At 39.6% G+C, this 22,474-nt stretch carries 22 protein-coding genes; 16 read left to right on the top strand and 6 right to left on the bottom strand.

What is annotated here, in order from left to right:
• Positions 1 to 101: 101 nt before the first annotated feature.
• On the bottom strand, positions 102 to 248 hold the full coding sequence (locus KSMBR1_RS21140) for a hypothetical protein (protein ID WP_157820618.1): 147 nt from the start codon (positions 246 to 248) through the stop codon (positions 102 to 104).
• A 417-nt stretch (positions 249 to 665) separates the two neighbouring features.
• On the opposite strand from KSMBR1_RS21140, the gene KSMBR1_RS13780 reads away from it, so the two are divergent.
• The 6 genes from KSMBR1_RS13780 to KSMBR1_RS23550 all read left to right on the top strand — a co-directional run bounded on the left by KSMBR1_RS13780 (position 666) and on the right by KSMBR1_RS23550 (position 8,358).
• Positions 666 to 1,823 (top strand): ABC-three component system protein, encoded by a 1,158-nt coding sequence (locus KSMBR1_RS13780; protein ID WP_157820617.1) that lies wholly within the window; start codon positions 666 to 668, stop codon positions 1,821 to 1,823.
• 2 nt (positions 1,824 to 1,825) lie between these two features.
• Positions 1,826 to 2,329: a three component ABC system middle component gene (locus tag KSMBR1_RS13775; RefSeq protein WP_099325842.1), complete on the top strand. Its 504-nt coding sequence runs from the start codon at positions 1,826 to 1,828 to the stop codon at positions 2,327 to 2,329.
• Entirely contained in the window at positions 2,329 to 4,314 is a 1,986-nt protein-coding gene (locus KSMBR1_RS13770) for a DUF3732 domain-containing protein (RefSeq protein WP_099325841.1), read from the top strand. Before KSMBR1_RS13775 ends, KSMBR1_RS13770 begins: the two co-directional genes overlap by 1 nt.
• A 490-nt stretch (positions 4,315 to 4,804) precedes the next feature.
• Entirely contained in the window at positions 4,805 to 6,535 is a 1,731-nt protein-coding gene (locus tag KSMBR1_RS13765; RefSeq protein ID WP_099325840.1) for a hypothetical protein, read from the top strand.
• Positions 6,536 to 7,167: 632 nt separating this feature from the next.
• Positions 7,168 to 8,064: a group II intron reverse transcriptase/maturase gene (ltrA, locus tag KSMBR1_RS13760; protein ID WP_099325839.1), complete on the top strand. Its 897-nt coding sequence runs from the start codon at positions 7,168 to 7,170 to the stop codon at positions 8,062 to 8,064.
• A gap of 18 nt (positions 8,065 to 8,082) precedes the next feature.
• Complete coding sequence (locus KSMBR1_RS23550) at positions 8,083 to 8,358, top strand: group II intron maturase-specific domain-containing protein (protein ID WP_099323535.1); 276 nt, start codon at positions 8,083 to 8,085, stop codon at positions 8,356 to 8,358.
• Between the two features lie 146 nt (positions 8,359 to 8,504).
• On the opposite strand, the gene KSMBR1_RS13750 is transcribed toward KSMBR1_RS23550, so the two are convergent.
• A complete protein-coding gene (locus KSMBR1_RS13750) occupies positions 8,505 to 9,173 on the bottom strand; it encodes an ISAzo13 family transposase (RefSeq protein WP_099325838.1) in 669 nt (222 codons plus the stop codon).
• On the bottom strand, positions 9,167 to 9,928 hold the full coding sequence (locus KSMBR1_RS13745) for a hypothetical protein (RefSeq protein ID WP_099325837.1): 762 nt from the start codon (positions 9,926 to 9,928) through the stop codon (positions 9,167 to 9,169). Before KSMBR1_RS13745 ends, KSMBR1_RS13750 begins: the two co-directional genes overlap by 7 nt.
• Positions 9,929 to 10,178: 250 nt before the next feature.
• On the opposite strand from KSMBR1_RS13745, the gene KSMBR1_RS13740 reads away from it, so the two are divergent.
• The 10 genes from KSMBR1_RS13740 to KSMBR1_RS13695 all read left to right on the top strand — a co-directional run bounded on the left by KSMBR1_RS13740 (position 10,179) and on the right by KSMBR1_RS13695 (position 19,478).
• The gene (locus tag KSMBR1_RS13740; protein WP_157820616.1) at positions 10,179 to 10,661 is read left to right on the top strand and encodes an NYN domain-containing protein; all 483 of its coding nucleotides are present in this window, start codon (positions 10,179 to 10,181) and stop codon (positions 10,659 to 10,661) included.
• 460 nt (positions 10,662 to 11,121) lie between these two features.
• Positions 11,122 to 11,544, top strand: coding sequence for an AlbA family DNA-binding domain-containing protein (locus tag KSMBR1_RS13735; protein WP_099325835.1), 423 nt, complete (start codon positions 11,122 to 11,124; stop codon positions 11,542 to 11,544).
• 482 nt (positions 11,545 to 12,026) lie between these two features.
• Positions 12,027 to 12,221, top strand: a complete 195-nt coding sequence (locus KSMBR1_RS13730; protein ID WP_099327069.1) for a DUF2281 domain-containing protein — start codon at positions 12,027 to 12,029, stop codon at positions 12,219 to 12,221.
• 221 nt (positions 12,222 to 12,442) lie between these two features.
• The gene (locus KSMBR1_RS23545) at positions 12,443 to 12,727 is read left to right on the top strand and encodes a type II toxin-antitoxin system PemK/MazF family toxin (RefSeq protein WP_197705205.1); all 285 of its coding nucleotides are present in this window, start codon (positions 12,443 to 12,445) and stop codon (positions 12,725 to 12,727) included.
• Between the two features lie 89 nt (positions 12,728 to 12,816).
• Positions 12,817 to 13,503: an ABC transporter ATP-binding protein gene (locus tag KSMBR1_RS13720; protein WP_099325833.1), complete on the top strand. Its 687-nt coding sequence runs from the start codon at positions 12,817 to 12,819 to the stop codon at positions 13,501 to 13,503.
• The gene (locus KSMBR1_RS13715) at positions 13,478 to 14,632 is read left to right on the top strand and encodes an ABC transporter permease (protein WP_099325832.1); all 1,155 of its coding nucleotides are present in this window, start codon (positions 13,478 to 13,480) and stop codon (positions 14,630 to 14,632) included. Before KSMBR1_RS13720 ends, KSMBR1_RS13715 begins: the two co-directional genes overlap by 26 nt.
• A 1-nt stretch (position 14,633) precedes the next feature.
• Entirely contained in the window at positions 14,634 to 15,800 is a 1,167-nt protein-coding gene (locus tag KSMBR1_RS13710; RefSeq protein WP_099325831.1) for an ABC transporter permease, read from the top strand.
• Positions 15,801 to 16,442: 642 nt separating this feature from the next.
• Complete coding sequence (locus KSMBR1_RS13705; RefSeq protein WP_099325830.1) at positions 16,443 to 16,781, top strand: ABC transporter permease; 339 nt, start codon at positions 16,443 to 16,445, stop codon at positions 16,779 to 16,781.
• Between the two features lie 136 nt (positions 16,782 to 16,917).
• Positions 16,918 to 18,084, top strand: a complete 1,167-nt coding sequence (locus KSMBR1_RS13700) for an ISAzo13 family transposase (protein WP_099325829.1) — start codon at positions 16,918 to 16,920, stop codon at positions 18,082 to 18,084.
• A 947-nt stretch (positions 18,085 to 19,031) separates the two neighbouring features.
• A complete protein-coding gene (locus KSMBR1_RS13695; protein ID WP_099325828.1) occupies positions 19,032 to 19,478 on the top strand; it encodes an Hsp20/alpha crystallin family protein in 447 nt (148 codons plus the stop codon).
• A 184-nt stretch (positions 19,479 to 19,662) separates the two neighbouring features.
• On the opposite strand, the gene rsmA is transcribed toward KSMBR1_RS13695, so the two are convergent.
• The 3 genes from rsmA to KSMBR1_RS13680 all read right to left on the bottom strand — a co-directional run bounded on the left by rsmA (position 19,663) and on the right by KSMBR1_RS13680 (position 22,409).
• Positions 19,663 to 20,529: a 16S rRNA (adenine(1518)-N(6)/adenine(1519)-N(6))-dimethyltransferase RsmA gene (gene rsmA / locus KSMBR1_RS13690; RefSeq protein ID WP_261341107.1), complete on the bottom strand. Its 867-nt coding sequence runs from the start codon at positions 20,527 to 20,529 to the stop codon at positions 19,663 to 19,665.
• 199 nt (positions 20,530 to 20,728) lie between these two features.
• Positions 20,729 to 21,769: a 4-hydroxythreonine-4-phosphate dehydrogenase PdxA gene (gene pdxA / locus KSMBR1_RS13685; protein ID WP_157820615.1), complete on the bottom strand. Its 1,041-nt coding sequence runs from the start codon at positions 21,767 to 21,769 to the stop codon at positions 20,729 to 20,731.
• Positions 21,762 to 22,409, bottom strand: a complete 648-nt coding sequence (locus tag KSMBR1_RS13680; protein ID WP_099325825.1) for a riboflavin synthase — start codon at positions 22,407 to 22,409, stop codon at positions 21,762 to 21,764. Before KSMBR1_RS13680 ends, pdxA begins: the two co-directional genes overlap by 8 nt.
• Positions 22,410 to 22,474 lie beyond the last annotated feature (65 nt).

Raw genomic sequence — 22,474 nt, 5'->3', positions numbered from 1 at the left:
CATGGTTATTCTTCTGTCAGCAAACAAGTAAGTAATATAAAGGTTTAGTTGAGCAAAAGAACCGCAAATAAAAAAAATATTAACCAAAATTAATTCACTATTCAAAATGTGACATCGGCTTTCCCTAATTCTCTATGAGAAGCATTTCCAAATATTTGTAAATTTAAAAATAGGATCACAACTCGTTCCAAAGCTCCAGCTTTGGAACGTAATTGCTTTAGAAGCTCTGCTTCTAAAATAGAAAGCATGAGCTTCCTTTACAATTGGTAAGATTTTAGTTTTTTGAAAAAACTCAATAAAATTAAGGATTCTGTATTAGTTTTGTTTTTTGAAAAAGATATTCACGTGTGCCTGTTATATAACAGGCACAAAACATTTTCCTTGTAGGCAAGGCGCGCACAGACTGGGTCAAATGAACTTTGTTATCTCAAAAGTGGTGGCAACTCCTTATATTTTACCTGTTTCATGCCCTATTTATTACTGTTTTTCCATTAAAGTAGGAAATGCATATCTCGAAATAGAGGAAAATTGCCCATTTGACCCAGTCTGAGGAGATCGAGAACAAGGATGGGGGATCTACAAATATTTGGGAATGCGCCCTTCTCTATAGGTCAACCTTCGTGAAACGACAGCGACTTCTCTGGAATGCTAATAGGCGGATACGAATGAAATCAAATGCACCAGGTCAGTTACTAGGGTATACAATTCAGTTTCCACGTGCATTGTACCACCTTCTTAGGAGTGGCCCAGGCGATGCTGTTTGTGTTGAAGTTCGGGGCGATGTAGCAACTCTTAAACCAGATGGAGGGGTAATTACCGAGGAAGACAAATCTTCAATAGTTGGAAATCCCCTGACCGACAAATCGACCGATTTGTGGAAAACATTTTCAAATTGGATAAAAGCAATCACAAGTAGAAACCTAGGTGTAGGAAAAACAAAATTTATCCTGTATTGTAATCAGTCTGGAAGAAGCGGTATTGTCGATAAATTTAGTTCTGCGCGAAACCAAAAGGAAGCGCAATCTGCAATTGATGACGCAAAAAAAGTGCTTAATGATATAAAAAAGGACCATGATATTTGGGAATACTATGATTTAGTGGTTAATCAAAACGAGTCTTTGCTGGTAAAAGTTGTGGAAAGATTTGAGCTTCAAATCGGAAGTGACACTGGTTATGATAACGTGCGCTACGAAATTCGGCGCAAGCATGTTCCAGTAAGCCAAATTGAATTTCTTATGGATCAAATCAGTGGTTGGTTACAGAAAGTAATCACTGAAAAAATTGCAGCACGGGAACTAGCAATCATAAGTTGGGAAAAATTTGATCAACAGTTTTTAGTTCTGTTTAATCGTGCTCGTTGTCGAGAACTTGTTGATTTTACATTGCAGTATCCTCTAAAGGACGAAGATATCCAAAGCCAGGTAAAAGTTCGTCCGGTATATCTGAAACAGCTTGATGTAATCGGCACTACTGATGATGATATATTAGAGGCAGTGTCAGATTTTTTGAGAGCAGATGTAAATCGTGAACGGTGGATAGAGAGCGGCATCATTGACGAAGATATTGCTTCTGATTTTGAGACAAAGTTAAATAACTTTTGGAAAAACCAAAGAATAAGAATAGACATTACTGAAAAAAGTTTAAGTGAAGAAGATAAAGGACAATTGCTTTTCAGAGATTGTAAGTCAAGGGCGGAAACAATCAGAGATATGTCGCCCCCATGCTCAACGATCGCTGGGACATATCATGCTCTGACTAATAAACCAGTTCTTGGCTGGCATCCTAATTGGGAAAAACTATTTCCAAAACAAAAGGAGGATTGATTATGGGACAATTAGTGGAGGAAGTAAAACTCTGGAACACTCCTCTGGTAGGTGCCTATTTGCTTTGGAGGTTTACTCAAGGATACTGCAATGGACATCCGCACGGGGATGCTCCAATTGGGCTGTTACATTTTGTGGCTAGTGCCATACTGACGAATAAGACACTTCTTAAACCAATAAGCAATAAAAGAAACGATCTACAATCATTTGCTCGTAGCTTTGAAGTCTCAAAAGACTCAGACATATTGTTAACCATACAGGAGCGGGCAAGAGAGAAGCGTGAGTATACCTTGGCGGCAATTGATATTGCTATTGCTGAAGGATTAATGGTCTGGGATGCTGATAGTGGCAAATTGTATCCTCGCAATTTAACACAACTCCCTGGTCGCAAAAAAACTTTGAAAGGGCAAATCAGGGATGATGGGAATAAGGCTGAGATTCTTGGGAAGTGGTTTTCTAAACACGACCTGCCTACTATTGCAGCTTATCTTAAGGTGGTATTCTGATGAAATTTCAACTATTAAAATTAATCGTTTGGCCAAGGTCTGATGAATTTCCGCCAAGAATTGTAGACTTTAAACCGGGAAAAGTGAACGTCATAACAGGGGCGTCACGTACAGGGAAATCTGCGATTATTCCAATTATTGATTATTGTTTAGCTTCAAGTGATTGTTTTATACCTATAGATACTATTCGTAATTATGCATCTTGGTATGGGGTTGTTTTCCAAACAGAAACAGAACAAATTCTGATTTCCCGAAAAATCCCTCTTGGCAATAAAGTTTCAAATGATTTTTATCTTTTGCGTGGATCCATAGTAAGCATTCCTCCTGCAATCAAAAAGGCAAACGAAAACACTGACGGAGTAAAGCATATTTTGAACACCATTTCATCTGTGCCCTATCTTCCCTTGGATGGTGGGGATGGGGAAAGAGCTTATCAAGCTCGATTAGGGTTTCGAGATCTGATGGCATTGGTTTTTCAAAACCAGGACATTGTGGCCAATCAAAACATACTGTTTTATAAAACTCATGCACATGAACATCGGGAACGGTTGCGGAATTGGTTTCCTTTCATCTTGGGTGCAGAGAATATTGAAATTTTAACGGCAAGACAACGTCTTCAGATTGTCGAAAAGCGGCTCAACCAATTGAGGAGAGAGTTTGAAAAATCTAAGGCAATATCTGCTTCCTGGATGGCTAATATGCTTGGTCATATAAAAGTAGCAAAGGAATATGGAATACTGGAAGAAGATGTTTCAGATGCGACTAGCCCAGAAGACTTGTTAGCGGCGGCAAAACGTATCTTTGAGCATATTCCTGAACATTCGCAGACAAAATTTGAAAATATCGAAAAGGCGAATAAAGAAGTCTTAGAATTGGAACTTGAAGAGGAACGGATAAGTGCAGAGATTGGTGTTTCCAAAAAAAGACTTAATGATGTTCAACGCTTAAAATCTAGCTTGCTCGATTATGGGAATTCTGTGCGAAAGAGGGTCGATAGATTACATATTTCACAATGGTTGGAAAATATAGTATCAGAATCGCAGGGATGTCTCGCCTGCGGGAGTTCTGAACACCCCAATAGCACCTCTGAATTTTTTAGGATTTCCTCTGCATTCAAGAAGTATGAAGATGAAGCAAAAAGCGTAGCGGCAGTGCCTACTTCATTTGCAAGAGAAGAAGTGCGAATCGAATTTGAATTGAAGAACCTTTTAGATCAAATGAAAAAGCATCAGAAACGATTTGATTTGTTGATGGCACGGGATAAAAAAGCGCAGGAAGAATTTCAGCGCAGGAAAAATATGTTTCTATTTCTTGGACATTTAAAAGCATCTATGGAAACATTTGAAAGTCTTGCAGATGGTGGTGAGTTTCAAAAAGATATATCCATCTTGCAAGAGGAATATAAAGGTCTGATAAATTTGGTCGACCCCAAAGGTGTACAACGACGTATTGACAACGCAACGGCCCACATCTCTCAGGGGATTCTTAACCATTTAAAGTCTTTGGATGTAGAGGATAAGTATCGAAAGATTGCCCCTAAATTTAGTGTTAAAGATTTAAATATTTCAGTACTGAGTGATGATGGTCATTGGCATTTTCTTGCTGAAGTTGGTAGTGCTTCAAACTGGGTGTCTTTTCATATTGCTTTAATGTGTTCTTTGCAAGAATATTTTTTGGAGCAAGCGACATCGTGTGTTCCTAGTTTCGTAATTTTTGATCAACCCAGCCAGGTATATTTCCCCAAAGTAAAGAGAGGTGTTGAGAATGTGGAAAATGATCCTAAATATGAGGGTGATGAAGATGTTGCCGCAGTAAAGAGCATGTTCAAAACTCTCGCCAAATCGGTTTTAGATAAAGAAGGCGCATGGCAAAGCATCATTCTTGATCATGCAGACAATAGTATATATGGTGGGATTGAAGGTGTCCATGAAGTCGAGGAATGGCGAAATGGGAAAAAGTTGATTCCAGCAGAATGGATTGAATGAACAAGAAAAAGAGGAAAATGGTGTCACATCTTGAGGCATATTATAATGCCCTGCCATGACAAGGCCATTGTGCATTGAATATTTAGGTGCTTTTTATCCTGTCCTATCGCCAAGAAATGAGCGAAAAGTGATCTTCCGGGAGGATAAAGCTAATAAGTGCGTTTAGGGAAATACATGGAGAAATGTCTTCAAGATTTTCAGTTGACATCTTTACTTATTTACACATGGGCAATCACTACCATTTATTGTCCATGAATATTTTAAAATCCATACAGTAGCTGGGAGTTACCTAGACACGATGGTTTAACATTAGGCATATACGTAGCGAGCATTTGTTTCATGGTTGGTTCAAATCATTTCTCGTTGAAAACGAGAAATACCTTCAGAACTCCTGAAGTTGAAGTTAAGCAAAGAACCATAAACAAAAAAAATATTTAGAAAAGCTAATTCACTATTCAAGATGTAACGGCGGCTAAAATGGGAAGGTTAAATGAATAAATTAAGTGGTCGAAGTGAAAAGCAGTTTCAATTGATATTAATCATCCTGTTATCAATAAGCTCTTTCCTGTTTATCTGCTATGTTTATTGGTTTGGCCAAACACGTTATTTTACCATTGATGAATATCAATATGGCTGCATGACTCATCTTGTTTCACAGGGAAAATTACCATATGTCGATTTTTATGAACATCATCCCCCATTTAGTCATTTTTTACACTCCCTTATACTAAAGCTTAATAACGGCAATTTTCAGGAAAAGGCGCTTCTTTTACGAAAAATATCATTTTCTTATTTGGTGTTGCTTTCTGTTTCACTGTTTTTCTATTTTTACCATGTAACTAAAAGATATTCTTATGCTTCGCTGGGCACTATTGTGCCGCTTAGTGTTGGATTTGGACTTCTTTCATCCATAGATTATAGGACAGACTGTTTCGGCGCAGTTTTTTTAACCATCTCAATACTTTGTATTGACGCAAACAGGCAATTGAAACGAAGATCACTCGCCGCCTTATCGGGTATTTTGTTTGGAATAGCGATCTTTATGTCTCAGAAATTTGTTTACTATGGAGGCATTGCGTTAATAATCCTTTTTATCAACAACCTGAATGTAAGATATCTCCGGAAGGAACACTCGCCTTGTCATTTGCCGTATCCAAAAACACTTATTATCGGGTTTGTTTCAGTTGTTGGAATTATGCTCATTCTATGCGCGTGTTTTGGACTGTTGCCAAAAATGATTCAATTAACCTTCTTTGACGCCATAAAACACGAACAAGTATACCCTGCAATACATTTCTCAGCCTATCTTCACAATTATTTAGACCAGACAAAGATTTCCACGCTTGTGCTTATCTTTTTAGCGGTATATTTTTTGATAGATCAGCGAGACCTGCTCTGGTCTGTTGTTTGTTTCTCCACTATTATTTCTGTTTTTCTGATAAAAGCCCAATATCCCTATAACTTTGTTTTCCCCTGTTTTATTTTAGGCATTTGCAGCTTGCGGGGAATGTATTGTCTGTCTCAAAAATTGTCTTTGTATAAAAACATAGCCGTAAGCAGTATCTTTTGCCTGGGCATGTTGTTTGTAATATATAACCAGGTAATTTTTACTACTGGAAAATCCAATAATACGCATCAGTTGAAATTACTCGATAAACTCGAAAAAATATCATCAGACAATGACCGTTTTATTGATAATGCAGGTGGCGCTATGTTTTTAGAACCGGCAACCTATTTTTTCCAAAATGGCCTGGCACAAATGGAAATCTATAAAAAATATTTCTCCGAACAGATTATTTCAGATTATCGCAATTCCGGCGCTCGTTTTATGATATACGATGCACGGCAAAACAATTTGCCTAAACACGTCCGGGAGTACCTGAAAAATCATTATCTTCACATGGATGGAGATCTTTATGTATATGGCTTAAAACTTGAAACCAATCCTAAAGAAACAAGTAATTGTGAATTTGAAGTAATAAATCCGGGAGAATACTACTTCTTTGATAATATGGATATCCACGCTGCAGCATCACAGAACAATGCCGATGCAAATAAATTAGCTACTCCAATTTTAGAAATACCTGATCGCTGCCAAACGGAAAAAATTTATGCTGAGTACCGCGAACTAGCATTCCCTTCGGAACTCACCGTTGAGTTAATGAGTGCCTTGAAGTATGGAATACCTGAGTGGTTGAAAATACCACCTCTGCGAGCCTAATCCTCGTAGAGAAGTTTGTGCCTATGCGCACACAATGGAGCAATCCGTATGCGTAGAAAGATAGCATATACCCGTGAGGGGTATGACGGAGTTACGAGGTACAGACGACCTTTTGGGGTGTATGAGTGTGGCGTGTTATTCCGTGCCAACTGCCATTTCTCAGCGAAGCACTGACAATGTCCTTTGTTGGAGATGGATAAACAGATTAAGTAAAACCATCTCTGGTTAATGCGTTTGAACATACATCACGAAGGGAAAAGGGGTAATCCATATGACCGGGGGAGGACTTACGTCTTGGGCAAAATTCCCTAACAGCAAGGTATAAGGAAATTCCGAAGTCCGAGCTGTATGAGATGGTGATAGACAAGCTTCTCTCACAAGTCTATCTTTGAAGTCGTCAGCATTGCTCATAATAGTTTCCGGTGTGAATCGGAAATGAAAGGGGCATAACCGTAGTGGAATTGATGAAAGTGGCAGATTGAATACGTTCAATGAGAAAAGAAACTCTTTTGCGTAGGTAAGCAGTAACAAGAGCCTCTCTTGTTTTTGCCTATGTTTGGGAGAATCCGTACCCAGGAAACACGATTGACAAGTCTATTATCCGTAATCAATCGAAAGGAATATATCGAGAGATGCTTAAGTATCATTCATTAAGAGACAAGGTGTTTAGTCTGAAAAACCTTTATGCTGCTTTCAAACACGTAAAGAAGAATAAAGGCAAAGCTGGTCTTGACAGGGTAAGTATTAAGCAATTTGAGTCCAATCTTGATGTGAATATCATGAGTATCCATCAGGAACTCAAGACTGCCATATACAACCCTGCGCCTGTCCTGCGGGTATACATCCCCAAAGGCAGGCATGACAAGAGACCTCTTGGCATTCCCATTGTTAAGGACAGGATTGTACAGCAGGCGTTCAGGCAAATCATAGAGCCAATATTTGAGAAAGGATTCTCAGATAACAGCTTTGGATTTCGCCCTGACAGATGCTGTCACGATGCTATCAAACGGCTTGAACAGTATAAGCAGGAAGGGTATACCAGCGTCCTTGATGCCGATATAATGGCATTCTATGACACCATACCCCATAAGCTTATTATGGACTCCTTACGTGAGAAAATTGCTGATGGATGGGTTTTGAACAGTATTGAGAACATGCTCAAGGCAGGGGTCATGGAGGACGGCATCGTGCACGAGACAAACAAAGGCACTCCGCAAGGAGGCGTCATTTCCCCTTTGCTTGCAAACCTTATCGGTGACATCATCGACAAGGAACTTGAAAAGGCTGGATATAAGTTTGTCCGATACGCCGATGATTTCGTTGTCATGACTAAAACAAAAGATGAACTCCCAGCCGCCCTCAGCTATGTCAAAGAAATCATTGCAGGGAAACTTGGAATGAAGCTGAGCGAGGATAAAACCAAGCTCACCAACTTCGAAAGAGGTTTCAGGTTTCTCGGATACGATTCCAAGGGCAAGTATAAGGGTATAAGCACGAAATCACTGAACAAACTCAAGAGCCTGTCCTGAGCCTGCCGAAGGAACAACATCAGAGACATCACCAGACGTACACAGGGCGTCAATCTGCAAGCCATCGTTGATACATTAAACCCCGTAATTCGTGGGCATGTCAACTATTTTCGGCTGGGCAATGTACAAAAGGTATATCGCTCATTAGACTGTTGGGTACGCATGAGACTGAGATGTTTCAAGTTCTCAAGAAAATGGAGAACAGACAACAAGCGTTTCCCTGTTCACCGATTCTTTAAAATGGGGTTACTCTCATTCGAAAGAGAATTTCTTAAGGCGTGTGCTAAAGCATGATGTTTGACTTTTCTCTGTTATAGAGCAACACGTCGGGGTCGCTAACTACGAGAAAGACGTATGGTTTAAAAAGGATGCTTTGTCACGTTGTCCAAAGTATCTGGCGACGAGTGGGGGTTGGAGGCTAATGGCCTCCAACCTACCAGCTAGTGGCAAATCCTGATGGAGAGTCCGTAAACTTTACAAATATTTTGATAAAGCGCATATTTCCACAACCGGGGACGAAATCCGTTGCTCCCTCCTGCGTCACAAAGAATAAGGAGTTCTTTTGCGCATGGATACCTCTTCCAACCAAATTCATCCAGCCAAATCTTAATTGACTCGACTGCAAATTCCGGTGTGTCATAGGACGTACCAACAATAACTGTCCCTAAATTAGTCAGCAATTCATAGATACCAAACGGACATCCAACACCAATTGCCTGAGAACGAAAATCATGGGCCAAAACTTCATTTACTATTTTTGTCCACGCCTTGCCCTCATTTCTGAAATTACCTATCAATTCCTTTTTCTTACTGTCAACACTGATTATTGGCTGACCAGAATCTTCAAAATACTTTTTTGTCTCATTAATAATTTCAAACTGTCTATTACGGTCCGGATGACGTGTCTCTGCTATCGTTTTGCGATTTACTCTCAGAGAATAATCCATGTCCTTAAGAAGCCTGCTAACTGTTGTTGCACATACGCTTACACCTCTATCACCGCATTCTTTTTTTAGAGTACGTGTGCTTCTTCTCGTCCATATTTTTCCTTTACCCATTGGGTCTCCTGCAGTATCGCCCTCCATCAATTCTTCAAGAAGTTTTACCACATCAGTTTTTTTTTAATCGAAGAACGACCTGCACCAACCTTACGTATCCGTCCCGGTGTAATGTTCTTACTCGAAAGTTCCCGACGCCCCTTGGCAATTGTTTTTACATTTATGCCGGTTAGCTGTGAAAGTCTTAAATCGCCGCCATGTCCCAGTTTCATTGATTCTAAACCAAGATAAAGCCGTTTCTGCCTTTCATCAAGTATGGAAAGAAATGTCTGCAGGCAATCCGTAACCACTTCACTCCCAAAGCCGGGAATTAATACCTTTTCTTCCTTACAAGCACACAACATGATTGACTGTTTACGTCTGGCGAGTTGATCCGTACCTAACACCTTGGAGATATACAAATATTCTCCGGCAATCTGCTCGCGCAAGACCCTTCCAGATACCACTAATTGAGTCAGTGCATTAAAGACTCGCACATGTACCAGCGTTTGAAGCTCCGAGGCAAAATAACCTTCCTGGGATTTATTAATGATGGCCTCGAGAGTATCTACAAGACTTCCTTGTTGAGAAAAATATATTTGATTGAAACTCCAAATGCCATATTTATTATAGCTTGCAAGTGTATCCAGTGTATGGTATTTGCCCGCATGGGAATAACTCGCACGATGTCCGAGCGATTTTAGCTTCCTGAAAACCGTTGCTTTTGAAGTCGTTCCCAAAGCTTCTTTGATACTGTCCAGAGTTAAAACGACATCCCTGCTGAATAGTCCCAAGAGCTTGCGATGAGAATACTTAGCTAAACGCATAATGACACCATTAGGATTAATACGCCGGATAAAATACCACTTAATCCTAATGTTATCATAATGGCTGGAGGGTGTCAATGCCTATATTTACTAGTTGTAACGGCTATTACCGTGACATACACAAAGACACTGCAACGATACTATTGGTACTATACAATACCATGTTATTTGTGGTCGCTCCCTAAGCAAAGAAATTAAGGTTCCTTCTTGTGTTGAGAAACCTACCAATGCAATTCTGGAATATTCCAAGGTGATTATTGATAAATATACAAAAGCATTTGTAACAAATTTTTTTCAACGTGATGAGTTTACTCCCTATGTTAATACTATAACAATTAGACGTTACTGGTTCTCCTCTTATAAAGGAAGTGAAGACATTGGTAATAATCTAAAAACAGAATTGAGATGCTTAGGATTTGAACCTGTTCTTTTTAAGAAACGCGGAGATCGAGAAAAAGGAGTTGATATAGCTCTAACCCGAGAAATGTTAATTAATGCATTTAACCAGAATTTTGATATTGGCTTTCTTATTACAAGCGATGAAGATTATGTTGTACTGGTTAAAGATGTTAAGCGCTATGGACAAATAGTTGGAGGCGGTTTTTTCAAAAATGGATTATCAAAGCATTTAAAAGTAGAATTTGATCATTTTATAGAGTTAAAAGTAAACACGAGTAATGACAAGAAATTTATAGATAATATTCTAAGTACAATGCATAAAAACAAACAATAACCTAAAACTACAGAGAAACCGTTTAGACGTGATGGCGGAGGTTATGGGTATACGAGGAGTCAAAAAACTACCCTGTCACCAGAATTATGGGAAAAGGTGAGTGTGGTAAATCCAAAGGCACTGGAATATATTTCGTTACACAACAAAAAGACGTGCAGCTTTTAGAAAGAGTACATAAGAAGCTATCATGTATGGAAGATCGATATATAAAAGTATATAAAGCAGATAATCAGAGATAAAGATTGAAAGAAAATGATTTCAAATATCAAAATTAGGTAATCGTATTTATCATACGATGATTTCAACTTATCTAAAAATTTGTTATAATATCTGCAAAATATTTTAGGAATAGTTAGTAAATATGAAGATATTGATATATACAGATTTTCGGTGAATGGTCTCTTACGTCCCTTAAGTTTCGTATTAATGCAGAGGAACCTTGAAATGGAGCCACCGATCCATGCAACTTAAATATCAGAAGCCATTATCTATCCGTTCGTGGGATGATATTCAGAAATACATCATACTCGGTAAAACTCATGAATCTATCATATTGGATTTTAAAAAAGAGATTCCCTTGAAAAACCCGAATAGTGCAAAAGAAACTGCCAGAGATATAGCTCAGTTTGCAAACACATGGGGAGGGTGCCTTCTTGTTGGAGTGGAAGAAATTAAGTCTCCGCAGGGGTATAAGATCGCGGGTGAGTTTTGTGGTGTTGAAGACTCCGAATCTCTAAAGAAGTTTCTCCATAATAAGGTGGTAAATTACCTGTATCCGTCAACTATCAGCTTTCAAGACGTTATCATTTCTGGTAATACATCCCTTCCTCTCAAGCGCCAAAATGGTGACACTTATCTCACACCTTTTTTATTCCCTAGTTAGGGTTTAAGTTTCAAACTCTTACGTGTTTGCAACCTGAACCCTTGATTTAGTTTATTTCAAAAATATTTCACCTTGTAAAATATTTGTTATTTTAGATTGAAAATGGCGTAAATCTGAAATCCTAAACCGTAATTTGTAAAATGCCGCAGGGTTTATCTGAGAGCAATTACTCGAAACAAAGGTGTTCTTATAGGCCCGAAAGGCCGTAAGGATATAGCAGAGGGTGAAGCCCTCTGAAAAAAGAGAAAAAAATATCAAGCCACGAAGGGACGAAAGAAAAAGATGTTTTGTTTTGGCTGATACCTTCACATTTCTCGGAATGCATTTTGTGGTTAGCACCAAAATGGCAGAATGGATATGGGGCTTTTTCCGTGAGAAAATCATCGGAAGAGGCAATAGTTCAACATATTCGAAGCCAACACGATCACCATCGTAAAAAATCTTTTCAACTTGAATTTAAAGAGCAAGAACGGAGGCAGACTATGAGCAAAAAAGAATTACTTATACGTGAAATTGAACAAGTTCCAGAACCTTTTCTTGATGAGGTATTAGATTTTGTCCATTTTCTAAAGACAAAGATACTCAGGGAAAAGCTCGATATCACTATTGTGAGTGAATCTTCTCTTAAAAAAGATTGGCTAAGACCAGAGGAAGACGAGGCATGGCAAAGTTTGTAAAAGGTGATGTCGTTGTTGTTCCTTTTCCCTTCTCCGATCTATAGCCAAATAAATATGATTTTAGAAATTTGGCGATAAAATGGCTTTCTGAAAAATAGATTTATTTGACTAAGCATACTATCAAACACACCCCTAAATCCCCTCTTGATAGAGGGGACTTCTCATCTCCCCTCTAAAAAGAGGGGCCGGGGGGGTGTAAATTTTTCGAAAACCTTATTTGTTTGACTATATCACAATCCCAAAGACGGCCTGCTTTAGTAATTGCAACCTTAGAAGGAGATGATGTAATTCTCTGTCAGATAACAAGCAAAACCATAAAAGACAATTATTCTATTTCCATTGATGATAGAGATTTCGAGACAGGGAGCCTCAAACAACCAAGTAACATAAGACCTAATCGGTTATTTACCGCAGATAGTCATATTATCTTGTACCGCATTGGCAATCTTACTAAAATAAAAATTAATGCGATTATCGGTAAAGTTATTGAAATAATTCGTAAGTAAAAGAACAACTTCGTGAGGGTTCGGGTTTACGTTTTTTTAGTTACATTATACATCTTTCTGAAACCTTATTTGTTTGACTATTTGATTCGATGGTATCTATTCAAAATGTGACAAAAACCTATAAGAGGGGAAACGAGGTAATAAGTGTATTAAAAGACATTTCCCTGAATATCGGACAAGGCGAATATTTAGCGCTTATGGGGCCTTCAGGTTCGGGGAAAAGCACGCTCCTGAACCTTATTGCCGGACTTGATCGTGCAGACGCCGGTTCGATAGAAGTGGACGGCATAGATATCGCCATATTATCAGAATCCGAACTCGCGCGGTGGCGTGCTACTAATGTGGGGTTTATCTTCCAGTTTTACAATCTCATTCCAGTTCTTACGGCATATGAAAATGTTGAATTGCCCCTTATCCTCACCAGCCTTTCCGGCAGAGAACGAAAAGAACATGTGTATACCGCTTTAAAAGCCGTAAATATGGAAGACCGGCTGTGGCATTATCCTTCCCAACTATCCGGAGGACAACAACAGAGGGTTGCGATTGCGAGGGCAATAGTAACAGACCCGGCGATACTTGTCGCCGATGAACCGACCGGAGACCTGGACAGGGTTTCTGCGGAAATAGTGCTTGAGCTTATGGATCGTTTAAACAAGGATATGGGGAAAACCATTATCGTGGTAACCCATGATCCCTGGGCGGGAAACAGGGCGCATAGCATGAAGCATCTTGACAAGGGAGTTTTGAGCAATGATGATCAAGATTCTCATTCGTAACGCCTTCAGGCATAAACTCCGCAGTGTTTTAACCATAGCGGGCATAGCAATCGCCGTGTTAGCCTATGGATTACTTCACACTGTAATTGACGCATGGTATGCCGGGGTTGCAGCTTCATCTGCAAACCGGCTGGTCACGAGGAATTCAATATCACTTGTTTTCCGTCTACCGCTTTCCTATCGCGAAAAAATCCGCTCTGCCGATGGCGTCAAAATAGTTTCCTATGGCAATTGGTTTGGCGGATATTATAAAGATGAAAAAGACTTTTTCGCAAACTTCGCCGTGGAACCCACCTCATATCTTAAACTCTATCCCGAATACAAAATACCTGAAAATGAAACGACATCGTTTCTTAAAAACAGAAAAGGCTGCCTTGTTGGGAAGAAATTGGCCGACAGATTTGGGTGGGCAGTTGGGGATAGTATTACATTGGTCAGTGCCATTTACCCCGGGAAATGGGAATTTGTCTTAAGCGCCGTTTATGAAGGGAAACATAAAAATGTGGACGAGACCATGTTCTTCTTCCATTGGGATTATTTTAATGAAACAATGAAAAAGGTGAGACCCTTTTCAGCGGATAATGTAGGATTTTATATTATTGGCATCGATAGACCTGAAAACGCTGCCGGCATTGCAGAGGCTATTGATGCTATGTTTAAAAATTCACTGGCGGAAACGCTTACCGAAACTGAAAAGGCATTTCAACTCGGATTTGTTGCCATGAGCGAAGCCATCCTTAAAGCGGTTCAACTGGTTTCGTTTGTGATTATTGTGATTATTCTCATCGTTGTCGCAAACACGATGGTAATGTCTGTACGTGAACGCACTGCGGAGTATGCGATATTTAAAACCATAGGTTTTTCAGGCGGATATATTGCTGCGCTTATCATTGGAGAGTCTATGATGATTACGCTAATCGGAGGGATACTGGGCATATCTGCAACATATCCGGCGGCTATCGCATTTTCAAATGCCGTAGGGACTTATTTCCCGGTATTTAATATCACCGGAAAAACTATTTTTATGGATGCGGTTGTTATCATAATCGTAGGTCTATCTGCCGGCATACTTCCTGCATGGAGGGCAATGAGTGTGCGAATATCCGAAGGGCTGAGAAAGATAGGGTGAGATGAGACTCCTTTTTTTTTATAGTTTTCGGAATTTATTGACCCGCCGGGTGACTACCGCGCTAACTGCATCAGGCATGGCGCTGGTTGTATTCGTCTTTGCCGCAATTATTATGCTCGCCGAAGGACTGCAAAAAACCCTTATCGAAACAGGGTCATACAATAATATCGTTGTGCTTAGAAAGTCCTCGTCTACAGAGGTGCAAAGCATCATCGAAAGATATCAGGCGTCTATTATTGAAACGCAGCCGGAAGTGGCATTGGATGAAAACGGGCGCAGAATGTTTGCAAAAGAACTGGTGGTTTTAATTACTCTTCAAAAAAAAGGAAGCAGCAGTTCTGCAAATGTTGTTATCCGTGGGATTGGCAATGCCTCCGTTGATATGCGGCCTCAGGTAAAACTTTCGGCGGGCAGGCTGCCTCTTATGGGAACATCAGAAATAATGACAGGGAATAGCGTGGCAAAACGGTTTAAAAATGCAGGGTTGGGCGATTCGATATTTTTTGCAATGAGGCCATGGAAGGTTGTGGGGATTTTTGACGCGGGCGATACCGGGTTCAGTTCTGAAATATGGGGAGACGCCGATCAGTTTATGCAGGCTTTTCGAAGAAACGCATATTCATCCCTTATTTTTCGCGCGGAGGACGATGCTTCCTTGCAGAAATTACAACGCCGTATTGAAAACGATCCGCGGTTGACCTTTGATGCGATGATTGAAGTAGATTATTACAAAAAACAGTCCGAGATGATGGCAAAGTTTTTAAGAATATTGGGTATTTCACTTACCGCGATATTTTCAATCGGGGCGGTAATTGGCGCAATGGTTACCATGTACTCGGCAGTAGCGAACCGCACTTCAGAAATAGGCACATTGCGTGCGCTTGGTTTTAGCAGGGTGAATATCCTTCTGGCGTTTCTGTTGGAATCGATTATTCTTGGTTTTTTAGGGGGATGTACCGGATTGTTTTTTGCTTCCGTGCTGCAGTTTATCAGTGTATCTACAACCAATTTTCAGACATTTTCAGAACTCGCCTTCCGCTTCAGGCTTAGTCCGGGAATCATTCTCAAGGCAATGGCATTTGCGCTCCTTATGGGATTTTTCGGCGGCATACTGCCTGCATTTCGCGCATCACGCATGAACATAGTGGAGTCCCTGAGAGAGGTATGAATCATACTTTGACAGCCCGCAATTTGTGATTGAATAACAAATGGCATATTCCCAGGTTTAGGTCTTACAAAAAAAACAAAACATCGCTTTGAAAAACATATCTCCAAATGGATACCCCCGTTTGCGTGTATTGACAAATTTAATAAATAGTAAATAATAGATGTCGTAATGTGCCCTCCTGAAGAAAAGCATGTTGTGTTGGAGAAAAACGACATAGCATAAATTTTTAGCGGTGAATTAAAAAAGAGCTGTGGGCAAAAGCCGCAAAACAAACCCGCCCATGGGTATTTGTTTATGGCAAGGCACATGTTTAATCAAATGGGAAGAAGGTGTTTAAAATTTAACCCCGAAGGAGGTGTAGAATGGTAGAAAACAATTTGCATAAATACGAAGCACCAAAAATAGAAACATATACGGATGAGGAACTTTTGGAGAAACTGGGACCAGCCCATACGCATTATGGTTGTCGTAGGAACGGCTAACCTTGTTGCGTTAGACCTACTGGTTATACACGTTGTACGAGGTAAGTAGTAAGAAGTATCGGGCGGATGTTTACCGTCTGTCCTTACAAATTTTGTTTAAAATAAAGACCCACAGCTCTTATAATATTTATAGCACCATTTTTATTTCAGATGAAAGAACATGTACGCGGCAGTCGCAAACCGCACTTCAGAAATTAGCACATTGCGTGCGTTGGGTTTTGGCAGGGTAAACATCCTTATGGCATTTCTTTTGGAATCGTTTATTCTTGGTTTTTTAGGGGGATGTACCGGATTGTCTTTTGCTTCCGTGCTGCAATTTATCAGTGTATCGACAACCAATTCCCAGACATTTTCAGAACTCGCCTTCCGCTTCAGGCTTAGTCATGGAATCTTTCTCAAGGCAATGGCATTTGCGCTCCTTATGGGATTTCTTGGGGGCATACTGCCTGCATTTCGCGCATCACGCATGAACACCGTGGAGTCCCTGCGAGATTTATGAATCATACTTTGGAGGCTCGCAATTTGCGATTGAATAACAAAGGGTGCATTTCCAGGTTAAGGTCTTAGGGGCAGTCAGATAATAACATGTACAACTTTGGATTGAAATATATTCTGGAATCGGCTAAAAAGTTTTTATGTCTACCGAAAAACTTAAAGAAAAAATCAATGATATTTTACCCTTTTTAAATGAAAGACAAAAGAGAATCTTTTTAGGGGCAGAAGCAAAATCTATTGGCTATGGTGGAATTTCTAAAATCGCAAGACTTGCAGGCGTATCCAGGCCTACTATCCATCAGGGGATATCTGATTTAGAGAGTGGAGGGAATAATGCCAGTGAGAGTGTGAGAGTTTCTGGTGGCGACCCTAAACCCAAACATGCTCAAAACAAAAAATTATTAAAAACAATTGAGTCGTTAATTGAAGATTCTACCCGAGGGGACCCAATGTCTCCACTGAAATGGACCTCTAAAAGTACGCGTCATTTATCCGAGGAGCTTTATAAAAAAGGATATGAAGTTTCTTACGAAACAATTCGAGTCATTCTTAAACAACTTGGGTATAGTCTTCAAGGTAATGATAAATCTTTGGAAGATTCTCATCCTGATCGTGATGCACAATTCAAGTATATCACTATGCAAGTAAAAAAGTTTTTAAAAGACAATTTTCCTGTCATTTCTGTTGCCACTAAAAAGAAGGAATTGCTGGGAAACTATGCAAACAAAGGGCAGGAATGGCGGAAAAAAGGTTCTCCCCGAAAAGTTAATGGTCGAGATTTCCCTGATCCCAAAGGAAAAGAAATAGGCATCCCCTATGGCATCTATGATCAGGGTAAAAATTTAGGTTGGATCAATGTCGGATGCGATCATGATACCTCAGATTTTGCAGTACAAAGCATTCATAGGTGGTGGACTTATATGGGAAGAAAGATTTATCCTGATGCAAAAAAGCTGTTGATATGTGCAGATAGTGGTGGCAGTGACGGCTATAGAGTTCGCCTGTGGAAAATCAAACTACAAGAATTTGCAAATAAATCAGGCATGGAAATTACAGTATGCCATTTTCCTAAAGGAACAAGTAAATGGAACAAAATTGAACATAGACTTTTTTCTCATATTAGCATGAATTGGAAAGGCCATCCGCTGACCAGCCATGATGTTATGGTTAATTTAATTGGCGCAACAAAAACAAAAACCGGATTGAAGGTTGTAGTTAAAATTGACAAAAGGAAATATCCAACAGGGATAAAGGTTTCCGATCAGGAAATGGAAAAGATTAATATTGGAAAGCATAATTTCCATTGAGATTGGAATTATACAATTTCAAAAAATTGAGTCATTCACACCTTGTTATCCCGCGCCATAGTTGTAAAAGTTATTATCTGACAACTCCTTACGTAAAAACAAAACAGCGCTTTGAAAAACAGATATCCAAATGGATACCCCCATTTGCAGGTATTGACAAATTTAATAAATAGTAGACAATAAGAATTGTAGTGTGCGGCCATAAAGAAGAGCATGTAGTGTTGGAGAAAAACGACATAACATAAATTTTTTATCGGTGAATTAAAAAAGAGCTGTGGGTAAAAAACCGCAAAACAAACCCACCCATGGGTACTTGTTTGTGGCAAGGCACATGTTTAATCAAATGGGAATAAGGTGTTTAAAATTTAACCCCGAAAGAGGTGTATAATGGTAGAAAACAAACTGCAAAAATACGAAGCACCAAAAATAGAGACATATACGGATGAGGAACTTTTGGAGAAACTGGGACCAGCCCATACGCATTATGGTTGTCGTAGGAACGGCTAACCTTGTTGCGTTAGACCTACTGGTTATACACGTTGTACGAGGTAAGTAGTAAGAAGTATCGGGCGGATGTTTACCGTCTGTCCTTACAAATTTTGTTTAAAATAAAAACCCACAGCTCTTATAATATTTATAGCTCCATTTTTATTTCAGATGAAAGAACAACCTTGTCATGGTTAATGCCATGCCAATTTTTGTCTAGGACGTAAGAATAAAATAATGAAGTAACAGGAAATCTTTTACGCAGGACAGGTGAGGATATCAAATCTACTGCCAATATGGCAGCATATATTTAGGTCAGCTAAAGTATAACCTGATTCGCAATGCGTGATTTTCAAAAGACTTATATCTGCCGCTCTCCCAACCATACTATTAGGCACGAATATTGCTCAAAGTACCAGTAGTAATTTTACTTTATTGGTTTTTTTTATAGGGGATATTCTATGGCTAAGGATTTAATGAAGTGGACGAATGTATCATCTCTTCAGAACGAGATAAACCGCATGTTTGACCAGTTCTTTAGGGGTTGGGACTTTTCAGGGTTCGGCCAGGAAGCCGGAGCGTGGTCTCCTAGCATCGACCTTTCAGAGACGGATGACAACATTGTCGTAAAAGCGGAGATTCCCGGTATTGACCCAAAAGAGGTTAACATTTCAATACAAGATAATAATTTAATCATAAAGGGAGAGAAAAAAGAAGAAAAGGAAGAAAAGGGGAAAAACTATTACCGTATGGAAAGGAGCTATGGCAGATTCTCCCGTTCCGTAGAGCTTCCCGCTTCTGTAGACATGGATAAAGTAAACGCAGAGTGCAAAAATGGCGTTCTTGAAATTACGCTTCCGAAAAAAGAAGAGGTACGTCCGAAGCAGATCTCTGTAAAAGTCAGTTAAAGTACATTTTGCATTTGACAACTCACAAAAACAAATTTTCCACACTTGATGTGTAGAAAAGGTTTAGAGGCACTGGGGTTAAGGATTTGTAATACTGCTTAAAGATGTATACTTGCCGAAAAAAGGGACAGGTTTTAAACCTGTCCCTTTTTTCGTACGAGATATTTGTTTTTAGCGACACATTTCAAAAGGTAAGTGTATTAGCGCGGGATATTGCCAGAAAGAGAGACTCTGTTAAATGGATTAATTGTTCCGGATCTAACATTTCTCCCCGAATGTTTTCGTTCAACTGCATGGCAGCAAGTATTAGTTTCAATTCACTTCTTGAAACGCCTGGCAGTTTCAATTTTTCAATACTGTTCAGCAGTGTTTTGCGTCTTGACGTAAATATGGCATAAATGATTTTTATAAAAAATGGATAATCTGTTATTTTGTTTGCATATTTTGCCCGGTGAACAGACATTTTTACGATAGAGGAAGATACTTCCGGCCTTGGCCAGAATACTTCCGGCGGCAATGTTTTCATGAGTTCAACTTCCGAAAACAGTTGCGTAATAACAGAGAGGATTCCATATTCCCTGGAGCCTGAAGCGGCTGTCAAACGTTCGGTAATTTCTTTTTGTAACATCAGTACCATAAGGCTGATTGGCAGATTACTTTCCAAAAGATTAATAATAACAGGGGTGCTGATGTTATAGGGAAGGTTGGAAACTACTTTGAAGGCAGTATGATTATTTGTTGCAAGCCAGCCGGATATCACCGTAACGATTTCCGCATTGAGTTTGTGTTTGGATTGTAATATGTCGGCGTTAATAATAGTAATGTTTTTGTAAAATTTGAGAATCTCCGAGGATAAATCGAAGAGTTTGTTGTCGATTTCCACCGTGAATACATGACACGCCTTTTCCGCCAGATACCTTGTCAAACTTCCTGTTCCCGTCCCAATTTCCAATACCACATCGTCTTTTTGCAAAGAAGCACTATTGGCAATGTAAGATAGTATATTCTGGTCAATAAGAATGTGCTGCCCGTACTTTTTATTGAGAACGATGCCTTTTCTGGCAAAGAGTTTCCGTAAAAAATCAGGAGTGTGAGGAATAATAGTATTTTCTTCCAGCGTAGTATCCTCTTATAGAATATTCCTATGGCCAGCAACAATAGGACACGGGTTTATCCGTATAAACATAAATAAAATGATAGTATGGTAGATGGTAGTTTTTTACTACCTCCTGCCACAACTTATTGAGAAGTTACACCTTTCCTTCACATTTTGCCATCATTATTGCCGTCATTATTGCCTCCCTCATTGAATCAGGGTTTGCAATGCCTTTGCCTGCAATATCGTAGGCGGTGCCGTGGTCAGGCGAGGTCCTGATGAACGGAATTCCCAGCGTAATGTTTACTCCTGTTTCAAAGGCATGCAGTTTCAAAGGGATTGCGCCCTGGTCATGATACATGGAGACCACCAAATCGTACTGGCCCTTTAACGCCTTATAAAATACGGTATCTGCGGAAACGGGGCCGTTGCATTCGACGCCTAGTTTCTTTGCCTTTTTTACGGCAGGGACTATAATATTTTTTTCTTCATTTCCAAAAATTCCTTCTTCACCAGCATGGGGATTAACGCCGCAAACGGCTATCCTTGGGTTTCTTGGAGTAAAATATTTTTTCAGATATGTATTGCAGATGGTAATTGTCTCCAGAACGTTTTTAACCGTAATACTCTGCGCAACTTCATGCAGGGCAATATGGGTAGTGACAAAGGCAACCCTTAACGAACCACCAATCATAAGCATCACAACGCGTTTTACTTTCGAGAGGTCACGTAATATTTCCGTATGGCCGGGATATTGATAGCCTGCCATGTGAATAGCTTCTTTACATATCGGCGCTGTAACGAGGGCATTAATTTTTCCCTGTAAGGCAAGGTCGATGCCTTTTTTTATCCATAGGAAAGATAATTCTCCCCCTTCCGCCGTGGGGAGCCTTTTTTTTATAAGATTGAGGTCAAAATGTTCAGAAGATAGCAATGATATTGGGGTGGATACGCGCTCTATATCCGTCTCAAGTGAAACAACGCGGTATCGAAAGGGAATTTTTAAAGATTGCGCCGTACTGTCTAATACAGCCTGATTCCCTATTATTATATAGTTTGCAGCACGTTTTAATGCGGAAGATGCGAGGGAACGTACAATTATTTCCGGTCCAATACCGCAAGGGTCCCCCATGGTAATGCCAATAAGCAGTTTTGGTTTTTTATTTATATACAAGGCATTCATTTTATTAGGCAAAACCTTGTTCTATTAACTTATCCATGGTAAGAACACTCTTTTTCCCTGTAAAATTATTTTCTAAAAGTTTATTTATCCATTTTCCCATCATATCTATTTCAATGTTTACATTGTCTCCCGGTTTTTTATAACCCAACGTGGTTGAAGCAAGTGTGTGGGGAATGATGGCCACGGAGAAAGCGATTTCTTTTACCTCAAAATTTGTTAAACTTATGCCGTCTATTGCCACGGAACCTTTTTCAATCAACATGCCGGTAAATCTCTTATCAGTGGAAAAAGTTATGAGACATTGCTCCGCAATGTGTTTCTTTTCTTTTATCGTGCCAATGCTGTCCACATGCCCAGTTACAAAATGCCCTCCCAGCCGGTCACCAATCCTTAGCGCTCTCTCAATATTTACCATTTCCCGGCTTCGTAAAGACCCTATTGTTGTTTTTTTTAGCGTCTCACCTGAAACGTCAAAACTAACCACATTGCCATGAATTGTTTTTACGGTAAGGCATACACCATTTACGGAAATACTTTCGCCGATTACAAGATTATCGTAAAAACCTCCTAAATCCAAAAACAATTCTGCTCCGTGAGGAGAAGTGGAGAGTTTATTTACCACAACCAGATGTTCTATAATTCCAGTGAACATAACAGCGTCTTATACATAGAAGAATGACAAAAGGTATGAAATAAATTTCGTTAAAAAAGTACGGG

Source organism: Candidatus Kuenenia stuttgartiensis (assembly GCF_900232105.1).
GTDB classification, from domain to species: domain Bacteria; phylum Planctomycetota; class Brocadiia; order Brocadiales; family Brocadiaceae; genus Kuenenia; species Kuenenia stuttgartiensis_A.
Note: the sequence above shows the minus strand (reverse complement) of the source record. Positions and strands in the feature narration are given on the sequence as shown.